The sequence below is a fragment of the Methanoregula sp. genome, from assembly GCF_049690535.1.
GTDB lineage: Archaea > Halobacteriota > Methanomicrobia > Methanomicrobiales > Methanospirillaceae > Methanoregula.
This window is the reverse complement of sequence record NZ_JBAVMX010000056.1, coordinates 1-8,187: the sequence shown is the minus strand read 5'-3', so window position 1 is coordinate 8,187 and position 8,187 is coordinate 1. Positions and strand designations below refer to the sequence as shown.

Here is an 8,187-nt window from a genome sequence, read left to right as displayed (position 1 = left end):
TGCGCCGACCGGGACTCGAACCCGGGTTTAGGCGTTGGCAACGCCTAGTGATAACCACTACACTATCGGCGCAATGCGCTCTAAAGTGTGGGTACTCAAACGATTTAAGTATATCGAACTCTGGACTCAAAATGAGCGTATTTGCCGGGCTGCTCCCCCGTTGTGCGGGAAGTGTGGTGGCATGAGCCCACCAGCAGAGTACTGCAACTGCCCCGGCCCGGATCCGGATGCCATATCTTAATGTAACGCTATCGCTCTATCTATTGATCAATGATACCTCTCTTCGTGGAGTGCACGGGAAAGCAGGTCGTCATATTCGGCGGGGGAGAGGTAGCGGCACGCAAAGCCGGGCATTTTGCAAACGAGGCAGAGGTCCTCGTGGTCAGCAGGAAGTTTACCCCGGCCATAAAGGCGCTGCCGGTCCAGGTCTACGCGCTCGACACCCGCACGGCAACGGATGCCGAGCTCCATACGATCATTGAAAATACGTTCCTTGTCATCGCGGCGCTCTCCGACAAGACTGAGAACAACCGGATCGGGGCGCTCTGCCAGGAACACGGCGTGCTCTTCAACAACGCGGACGGCGAGCCCGGCGATGTTATCATCCCGGCGATGACGATGGGAGCGCATTACACGATCGCGATCAGCACCGGGGGCGAGAGCCCGGCGGTCTCCCGGTTCCTCAGGCAGGATATCGAAAGGCGATACCCCTCGCTCGATGCCATGATCGAGCTCCAGCACCGGCTGCGGGAGACCCTGAAAGACCGGCCAGTCACGCAGGCAGAGCGGCGGCGGATCCTCACCGCGGTGCTCAACGACAAACTGGTCTGGACGCTTCTTAAAAAATCTCCTGAACGTGCATGGGAAGATGTGAGCGAGAGGTACCTTCATGACTGAACCGGTAGCAAGGATCGCAATTGCCGGCGTCAGCCATCACACCGCTGATGTCATCGCGCTCGAAAACTTCCGGTTCGGGGACGAGCCGGCATTCCTTGAAGCCGCGGCGAGGAGGTTTAGCGGCGTGCTCCTCCTCCAGACCTGCAACCGGGTCGAGGTTATTGTCGAAGGCGATGCCGGGACGCTCCGGGACTTCCTCGACGGTCAGGGCAGGTCGGGATTTTTCCTGCTCGAAGGCCGGGACGCGCTCCGCCACCTCCTCTCGCTTGCAGCCGGCATCGAATCGATGATCGTAGGCGAAGACCAGATCATCGGGCAGCTCAAGAAGGCGCTCGCCGATGCAGAGGAAGCCGGCACCGCGAGCAGTTTTCTCGAACTCTGCATCAACAAGGCCGTGCATGTGGGAGTCGGAGTACGGAAGCGCACGCAGATCAACCGGGGCGCTGTCTCGGTTGGCTCCGCCGCAGTCCTCCTTGCCGAGTCCGAACTTGGGACACTTGAGGGCCGGCACATCCTTGTGATCGGCAGCGGCGAGATGGGGCTTCTCGTGGCCCAGGCACTTGCGGCAAAACACCTGACCGCTATGTATGTCGCGAACCGCACGTACGGGCGGGCGGTCAAGCTCGCGGAGAAGATCGGCGGCAAAGCCGTCCGGCTCAACGAGCTGTACCACTACATCACCCTCTCGGATGTCGTGATCTCGTGCACCTCTGCGCCGCACCCGGTCATCCACAAGATAGAATTAAAGGAGGCGATGCGGGATCGGTGCTGGCCGATCGAAGGCCACCCCCGCCCGCTTATCTTAATCGACATTGCCCAGCCCCGGGATGTCGAGGAGGGGGCCGGCACCATCGATGGTGTCCGGCTCTTTACGATGGACAACCTGCGTGAAGTTAACGAACAGACCATGAGCACCCGCAGGGCCGAGGCAGAACGGGCCACGGCATATGTCAGCGAGGAACTCGAACTGTTCATTCGCCAGCTGCACCGGAGAGCGGCCGATGACTGCATCGCCGCCCTGCACAGCTGGGCAGAGGCAGTCAGGGTGCGCGAGCGGGACAAGGCGCTTGCCCGGCTGGGCGGGGCCGACGAGAAGACCGCTGAAGTGATTGACGACCTCTCCCGGGTGCTCACCAAAAAGATCCTGACGGATGCGACCGCATCCATCCGTGCGTGCGCCGAGGAGGGCGATCGCAGTGCCGCAGAAGCGCTCGTCCAGGCCCTCACCCGGGGAGGTATGGTCATAACGCCTCCCGAAACACGGGACGTCCCGGAGTAACAGGCCCGGCCGGGACAAACGAAGACACGGGATCCGATATCATGCCGGCACCTGAAACACCCGAACTCCTGATCAGGCCCTACCGGGACGAAGATTTTTCTGAAGTGAGCGGACTGGAATCCGCCGGTGTGCATGAACCCTACCGGTCAGCGGTCTTTGTCCGCCAGATGGGAGCGCTCGCTCCTGCGACGTTTCTTGTGGCAGTATCCGGGACGACTGTGGTCGGGTTTACTGTCGGCCTTATCGTTCAGGACGATCCCGGGCAGGCATGGATCCTCCGCATGATGGTAAAAGACGGGTTCCGGCACCGGGGGATCGGGACCATGCTCCTTCGGGCCATCTGCGGTGTGCTACACGGTCGGTCGGTAACAACCATCTCCATTACGGTCTCCCCAAAAAATGAACCGGCTGTGCGGCTGTACCACCAGGAAGGGTTCGTGCAGGCATCCCTTGCACGCGGCTATTTTGGTGAAAGCGAAGACCGGTTCGTGATGAAGCGGACTGCCTGAACCAGCCGCTTTCGCGGCAATTAAAAAAAGTATTTTCCCCGGTTTGGTATCAGCCGGATTTTGCGTATGCCGTCTCTGCAAGGGATTTGAGCGTGTCGTACTGCGCACCGGGGCCGGTCATCCGGATCACTTCAGTGACGGTATCCTTGCCAAAAATAACCTCCATATAGCCTTCTTCCGGGGCGGTCCCGGTACTTTCTGCAAAGGCTGTCATGCCGGAAATAGCCGTGGGTGTCGCATTGACCGGCACCGCGGAGAAGGCCCGGGTGTTGGCGCCGGTTGCGGGCTGTGCGAGATCGGAGAAGACGAGTCCCTTCTGCTGCTGCTCGTTTGAATAAATAAGGGAGACCATATCGGATGTGCTCTTATTGGAATACACCGTGAGGGTCTGGGTGATGGTCGTCGGCCCGCCCGTACTGTTCACCGGTGTGGAATAGATGACAACATATCCCTGCTGCCACCCGAGATCTTTTGCAAGCGTGCTCATCTCGTCAGCCGATTTCTGCCGGGCCGAGACAAGCGTATAGCCGGCCGGCACATCGGCAGGTGCGATGGCGAGCAGGGCAAGCGAAACATTCGCTGACGGGACCGGTGTCACAGTACCGGCAGCGGGAGCACTCCCTGCACCGGATAAGGACATGCATCCGGCACCAAGAATGGCGGCACAGACAATCAGGCATAATCCGAAAACAATGGATCTCTGCATACCTGTAAGGTTGCACCCCGGTACGGGAAATATATTGCCTGCCCGTTTTTCCGGCATGACCTGCCCTTGCCGCTCTCCCGGATAATATAACCATAAATACGATGCATCTGCAATCTGTAATCATCAACGTCCGAGGTACGGTGCGCATGTTTCCAGAGCGACGAATGAGGCGGGTAAGGTCCCGCAATGTCCAACCGCTTTTGTGTGAGACGACCCTGACCAAAAACGATCTCGTCGCCCCCCTTTTTGTTGATGAGACCACCACGACCCCAAGACCGATCGAGTCCATGCCCGGGCAGTTCCGGTACCCGGTTGACGGGATCGCCGGCATTGCCGGGAAGATGTGGGAGCGGGGTATCCGGGCCGTTCTCCTCTTTGGCATACCGGCCCACAAGGATGATGCGGCAACGAGCGCGTATGATGCCGACGGGATCGTGCAGCAGGCAGTCCGGCGGATCAAGGCAGCATACCCGAAAATGGTCGTCATCACCGATGTCTGTGCCTGCGAGTATACTAGCCACGGGCACTGCGGGATCGTGGGCGGGACACGCTGCGGGGAAAAGGAACTCTTAAATGACGAGTCCCTGCTCCTCATGAACCGGATTGCGATAAGCCACGCGGAAGCCGGTGCGGATATTGTCGCCCCGTCCTGCATGCTTGACGGCATGGTCCGGTCCATCAGGACTGCGCTCGATGCCGAGGGGTACGAGGACGTGCTTATCATGTCGTACTCGACCAAATTCTCATCCGCCCTGTACGGCCCGTTCCGGGAGGCCGCAGAGTCTGGTTTCTCGTTTGGCGACCGCAGCACGTACCAGATGAACCCGGCAAACGGCCGCGAGGCATACCTCGAATCCCAACTTGACATGGAGGAAGGCGCCGATATCCTGATGGTAAAACCCGCCGGCCCCTATCTCGATGTCCTTGCAGAGATCGCAACGCTCGGCCTCCCGGTTGCCGGGTACCAGGTGAGCGGGGAGTATTCCATGATCAAGGCCGCTGCCGAACGTGGCTGGATAAAAGAGAAAGAAACCGTCCTTGAAAGCCTGACCTGCATCAAGCGTGCGGGAGCCGATCTTATCATCACCTATTTTGCCTGTGATGTGTGCGGGTGGCTCTGACATGAAGAGCCAGGATCTTTTCGAGCAGGCAAAAACCCTGATGCCCGGCGGCGTCTCAAGCCCGGTCCGGGCAATCAAACCATATCCTTTTTACACGGCCCGTGCAGAAGGGTCACATCTTACCACAGTCGATGGCACAACTCTCATCGACTGCTGCATGGCCTACGGTCCTCTTCTCCTTGGCCACGCCCACCCGGAAATAAAAAAAGCGATTGCCGCCCGGCTCGAAAAGGGCTGGCTGTACGGCACGCCGATCCCGGAGGAGCCGGAGTTTGCCCGGCTCATCACCGGGGACCACCCGGGTATGGACATGGTCAGGTTCGTGTCGAGCGGATCCGAGGCGACGATGGCCGCGATCCGGCTTGCCCGGGGCTTTACCGGCAAATCCGATATCGTGAAGATCGAAGGGGGGTTCCATGGTGCCCACGATGCCGTGCTCGTGAAAGCCGGATCCGGTGCGACCACGATGGGCGTCCCCGACTCTGCCGGTGTGCTCCGCGATCTCGTCGCCCACACCCGGCAGCTGCCCTACAACGATCCTGAAGCGCTCGAAACCCTGCTTGCAAAAAATACCGATGTCGCCGCGCTCATTATCGAACCGGTGCTCGGGAACATCGGGCCGGTGATCCCGAAGGACGGCTACTTAAAAGATATCCGGGAGATCACAAAAGCCCACGATGTCCTTTTGATCTTCGATGAGGTGATCACCGGCTACCGGCTCGGCATTGGCGGCGCCCAGGTAAAATTCGGCGTCAGGCCGGATCTCACAACCCTCGGGAAGATCATCGGCGGCGGTCTTCCCATCGGGGCATTCTGCGGGAAACGCGAGATCATGTCGCTTGTCGCACCGCAGGGCCCGGTCTACCAGGCCGGCACATTCTCGGGAAACCCTCTTTCACTCACAGCCGGGATTGCGACGATCCGCTGGCTGCACGACCATCCCGCAACCTATGCAGACCTTGAGGAAAAGACCCGGGGGATCGAAGAGTCACTTGCCGGGAAAGGAAAAACCGGGGGCTCGTTTGTCAGGATCGCCTCGATGTTCAAGTATTTCTTCAGGAGCAAGGCACCGCAGAACTACACCGAAGTAAAAGAGTGCGACACGGCGGCCTTTACCCGGTTCTGGCAGAAGATGCTCGCACGCGGTATCTTCCTCCCGCCCTCCCAGTTCGAGACCAATTTCCTATCAGTGGCACATACGAAAGAAAACCTTGAAGCCATCTGCGGGGGGTACACCGCATGACGGTGAGGATCGGCACCCGGGGCAGCAAACTTGCGCTTGCCCAGACCGCGACTGTCTGCAAGAAACTGGCGGCACTCGGGATTGAGGTCGAGCAGAAGATTATCAGCACTCAAGGGGACGAGGTCACCGGTGTCCCGCTCCACGAGATTGGGAAGCAGGGTGTCTTTGTCCGGGCGCTTGATGACGCGATCCTCAATAACGAGATCGATTGTGCGGTGCACAGCATGAAGGACATCCCCGCGATCCGCCCGTCAGGTCTGTTCACCTCCGCGATCCTTCTCCGCGACTCTCCCGCCGATTACCTTGCCTATTCCGGGTCGATGTCCGCGATAAAAATAATCGGTACCTCTTCAACCCGGAGGAAGGCCCAGCTCCTGCGCCATGATCCTTGTCTCACCATAAACGACCTGCGGGGAAACGTGGACACGAGGTTAAAGAAACTCAGCGAAGGGCAGTACAACGCGATCGTCCTTGCCGAGGCCGGCCTTACAAGGCTTGGGATCCGGATCCCGGGTGATCGCCTGCCCCCCGAAAAATTCGTCCCCTCTCCCAACCAGGGCACGATCGCTGTCGTAAGTAAAGCCGATCCCTCACTCATGGAAGTACTCTCCGCGATTGATCATTCCGGAACCCGTAAAGACGTAGCGATCGAACGGGCGGTGATGGAGCAGGTGGGCGCAGGGTGCTTTACGCCCATGGGTATTTACTGCAAGGGCGGGCACCTGATTGCCGAAGTCCTTTCCCTTGACGGGAAACGGACCGAACGTATCGAGAAAAATGTAGAGACCATCGATGAGGCGCGGGCACAGGGAGATGCCCTGCGGGCACGGGCCGGCGACCTGATCGCAGAAGCGTACCAGACACTCGGAATTTCTTATGACCGGTAAAGTTTTTCTTGTGGGTTCCGGCCCGGGCGGCACGGGCCTTTTGACCCAGCGGGCAGCAGAGATCATCGACGCGGCAGAGGTCATCTTCTACGACCAGCTGCCCGGTGAGGAGATCCTCTCATCCCTCCCAAAAAAAGCCGAAAAGATCGATTGCGGAAAATTTGGCGGCCGGCACATCCTTGAGCAGCACGAGATCGAAGCCCAGATGGTCGACCGGGCAAAAAAAGGGAAAAATATTGTCCGGCTTAAAGGTGGCGACCCATTTCTCTTTGGCCGGGGCGGGGAGGAGATTGAGACCCTGCGGGCTGCTGGTATCGAGGTTGAGATGGTTCCGGGTGTCACGAGTGCGCTTGCCGTGCCTGCATCGGTCGGCATTCCGGTCACGCACCGCAAGTATGCCTCGCAGGTAACGATCCTGACCGGCCACGAGGACCCGACAAAACCCGAACCGGCACTTGACTGGAAACTGCTCGCGCAGGGACGCGGCACGATTGTGATCCTGATGGGTGTGGCAAACCTCAAAAATATCGCCCGGGCCCTGATTGCAAACGGCAAATCCGGGGAAACACCGGTTGCCATCATCGAACGGGGCCTGCGCAGGGATCGCCGGGTCACGACCGGGCCGCTTACAACCATCGGCGATATCGCTGCACAGGCCGGTGTGAAACCGCCGGCAGTCATTGTTATCGGCGATGTGGTCTGGCTCTACGATCCCCGGCAACCGGATCTGATCCCGTATGAAGGTGCATGATGCTGAAATTTATCAACCGTTTTGAAAAACTGGTCTACATACTGCTTATTGCATTTCTTGTTATTGTCCTTGTCTTTGCGATCGGCCAGATGTTCTGGTCTCTCTGGAACGCCCTGAAGCCGTCACCGGCATTTAACCTGGACAGTTTAGAACTGTCCACGGCTCTCGGTGGTTTTTTACTCGTACTCATCGCGGTAGAACTGCTGGACACGATGAAAGCCTATATTGTTGAGAATGTGATCCACGTCGAAGTCGTGGTGCTCCTTGCGATCATCGCAATTGCGCGGAAAGTGATCCTGCTTAATCCGCAGAGCCCTCCTGACGGAGTGGAACTCATTGGCCTTGGGATCCTTATCGTCGGGCTCGCTGCTTCGTACTACCTGATCAGGAAGGCTGGCATCGCGATCGGGAGCGGACTTGTAAAGCCCCCGGAAGTAAAACCACCTCAGACCGAGTAAAATCCCTGACAGAAATTCTGGTGCCGGCAATTCCGGGTGATACGGCACGCAGAAAAAACCGTCATATCCATTTTTACCGGCCACAAAAACCCATTGTTGATATCCGGCTTTTCCGATACCGGTATCTGCCGGAGGTACGGATTTTTTAAAAATCCGGGTTTTTCTCCAATATCATTGAGCACAGCGGAGATCTTAGGGAGAATCGCTCTCGCATCCCCGTGCAGAGCAGTCATTACCCACAAATGCAAAAATGCTCACAACCAAAAACGGGTCAAAATAATCAGGTTACGTTCGGGGCTGATTTTTTACCCTCCCGCCAGAAACCGTCAGGTGCCA

Annotated in this window: 9 protein-coding genes and 1 tRNA gene; 8 read left to right on the top strand and 2 right to left on the bottom strand. The window is 58.4% G+C overall.

Annotation, left to right across the window (positions count from 1 at the left end; translation table 11 throughout):
* Nucleotides 1-72 (bottom strand) — tRNA-Gly (locus tag WCE46_RS04365).
* A gap of 198 nt (nucleotides 73-270) precedes the next feature.
* Between WCE46_RS04365 and WCE46_RS04360 the strand changes: the two genes are divergently transcribed.
* Genes WCE46_RS04360 through WCE46_RS04350 form a run of 3 tightly spaced genes read left to right on the top strand, consistent with a single transcriptional unit; the run spans nucleotide 271 to nucleotide 2,685 of the window.
* A complete protein-coding gene (locus WCE46_RS04360; protein ID WP_424732477.1) occupies nucleotides 271-897 on the top strand; it encodes a precorrin-2 dehydrogenase/sirohydrochlorin ferrochelatase family protein in 627 nt (208 codons plus the stop codon).
* Nucleotides 890-2,176 carry a glutamyl-tRNA reductase gene (gene hemA, locus WCE46_RS04355; RefSeq protein WP_424732476.1) on the top strand — a complete coding sequence of 429 codons (1,287 nt, stop codon included), beginning with the start codon at nucleotides 890-892 and terminating at the stop codon, nucleotides 2,174-2,176. The genes WCE46_RS04360 and hemA overlap by 8 nt, the downstream gene beginning before the upstream one ends.
* A gap of 41 nt (nucleotides 2,177-2,217) precedes the next feature.
* Complete coding sequence (locus WCE46_RS04350; protein WP_424732475.1) at nucleotides 2,218-2,685, top strand: GNAT family N-acetyltransferase; 468 nt, start codon at nucleotides 2,218-2,220, stop codon at nucleotides 2,683-2,685.
* Nucleotides 2,686-2,734: 49 nt separating this feature from the next.
* Here the strand turns inward: WCE46_RS04350 and WCE46_RS04345 are convergent, their stop codons facing one another.
* On the bottom strand, nucleotides 2,735-3,391 hold the full coding sequence (locus tag WCE46_RS04345) for a hypothetical protein (protein WP_424732474.1): 657 nt from the start codon (nucleotides 3,389-3,391) through the stop codon (nucleotides 2,735-2,737).
* A gap of 146 nt (nucleotides 3,392-3,537) precedes the next feature.
* Here WCE46_RS04345 and hemB point away from each other — a divergent pair, with 146 nt between their 5' ends.
* From hemB to WCE46_RS04320, 5 genes are read left to right on the top strand one after another with little or no spacing between them, the layout of a single operon-like run.
* Entirely contained in the window at nucleotides 3,538-4,512 is a 975-nt protein-coding gene (hemB, locus tag WCE46_RS04340; protein ID WP_424732473.1) for a porphobilinogen synthase, read from the top strand.
* A gap of 1 nt (nucleotide 4,513) precedes the next feature.
* Complete coding sequence (gene hemL / locus WCE46_RS04335) at nucleotides 4,514-5,755, top strand: glutamate-1-semialdehyde 2,1-aminomutase (RefSeq protein WP_424732472.1); 1,242 nt, start codon at nucleotides 4,514-4,516, stop codon at nucleotides 5,753-5,755.
* Nucleotides 5,752-6,642: a hydroxymethylbilane synthase gene (gene hemC, locus WCE46_RS04330; protein ID WP_424732471.1), complete on the top strand. Its 891-nt coding sequence runs from the start codon at nucleotides 5,752-5,754 to the stop codon at nucleotides 6,640-6,642. Before hemL ends, hemC begins: the two co-directional genes overlap by 4 nt.
* Nucleotides 6,632-7,393, top strand: a complete 762-nt coding sequence (cobA, locus tag WCE46_RS04325; RefSeq protein WP_424732470.1) for a uroporphyrinogen-III C-methyltransferase — start codon at nucleotides 6,632-6,634, stop codon at nucleotides 7,391-7,393. The genes hemC and cobA overlap by 11 nt, the downstream gene beginning before the upstream one ends.
* The gene (locus tag WCE46_RS04320; RefSeq protein WP_424732469.1) at nucleotides 7,390-7,851 is read left to right on the top strand and encodes a phosphate-starvation-inducible PsiE family protein; all 462 of its coding nucleotides are present in this window, start codon (nucleotides 7,390-7,392) and stop codon (nucleotides 7,849-7,851) included. Before cobA ends, WCE46_RS04320 begins: the two co-directional genes overlap by 4 nt.
* Nucleotides 7,852-8,187 lie beyond the last annotated feature (336 nt).

Excerpts from the sequence above, each read along its gene's own strand:
- WCE46_RS04345 (WP_424732474.1), bottom strand. The coding sequence starts at position 3,391 with ATGCAGAGATCCATTGTTTTCGGATTATGCCTGATTGTCTGTGCCGCC.
- hemB (WP_424732473.1), top strand. The coding sequence starts at position 3,538 with ATGTTTCCAGAGCGACGAATGAGGCGGGTAAGGTCCCGCAATGTCCAA.
- WCE46_RS04350 (WP_424732475.1), top strand. The coding sequence starts at position 2,218 with ATGCCGGCACCTGAAACACCCGAACTCCTGATCAGGCCCTACCGGGAC.
- WCE46_RS04320 (WP_424732469.1), top strand. The coding sequence starts at position 7,390 with ATGATGCTGAAATTTATCAACCGTTTTGAAAAACTGGTCTACATACTG.
- cobA (WP_424732470.1), top strand. The coding sequence starts at position 6,632 with ATGACCGGTAAAGTTTTTCTTGTGGGTTCCGGCCCGGGCGGCACGGGC.
- hemC (WP_424732471.1), top strand. The coding sequence starts at position 5,752 with ATGACGGTGAGGATCGGCACCCGGGGCAGCAAACTTGCGCTTGCCCAG.
- WCE46_RS04360 (WP_424732477.1), top strand. The coding sequence starts at position 271 with ATGATACCTCTCTTCGTGGAGTGCACGGGAAAGCAGGTCGTCATATTC.
- hemL (WP_424732472.1), top strand. The coding sequence starts at position 4,514 with ATGAAGAGCCAGGATCTTTTCGAGCAGGCAAAAACCCTGATGCCCGGC.
- hemA (WP_424732476.1), top strand. The coding sequence starts at position 890 with ATGACTGAACCGGTAGCAAGGATCGCAATTGCCGGCGTCAGCCATCAC.